This window comes from Mesorhizobium sp. M7A.F.Ca.CA.002.05.1.1 (genome assembly GCF_003998335.1).
In the GTDB taxonomy this organism is placed as follows: Bacteria; Pseudomonadota; Alphaproteobacteria; order Rhizobiales; family Rhizobiaceae; genus Mesorhizobium.
Genome location: NZ_RZQI01001654.1, coordinates 1 through 444 on the forward strand (window position 1 = coordinate 1; position 444 = coordinate 444).

A 444-nucleotide genomic window follows, 5' to 3' on the forward strand; every position below is an offset into this window, starting at 1 on the left:
GAATCGGCCAATCGCCTGAGATAGAGCTCGATGCGCAGCCGCAACCGCTGGCGGGGGTAGAAGAAGCCGAAGGCAATCAGCAGCGAGGCGGCATTGGCGCCGATATAGAACCACGACCATATCCAGACGCTGTGATGCGCAGAGAACATGAACAGCACCGCGCCAAGCGCCCGCAACGCGGTCGCCAGGATAGCCAGCAGCGCGGCGCGGCCGAATTTGCCCAGGCCATTGTTGACGATCAGCGCCACCTCGACCGGCCGCCACAGCAGCGCTTCGGCAAAGACGATTGCCGCAAACACCGACAGCGGCACGGTGTCGGCGAAGAAAAGCAGGTAGACGCCGAACGAGGCCGCGGCCAGCAGCGGCAGCGACAGCACGCCGAGCAGCAGGAAGCCGGCGGAAAAGGTGCCGATCAGATTGGGGCGGATGGTGGCGGTGCGGTAG

General features: G+C 64.9%; 1 pseudogene. It reads right to left on the bottom strand.

Annotation, left to right across the window (positions count from 1 at the left end):
• A pseudogene (locus EN939_RS37605) lies at positions 1 to 444 on the bottom strand (lipopolysaccharide biosynthesis protein); the annotation flags it as partial.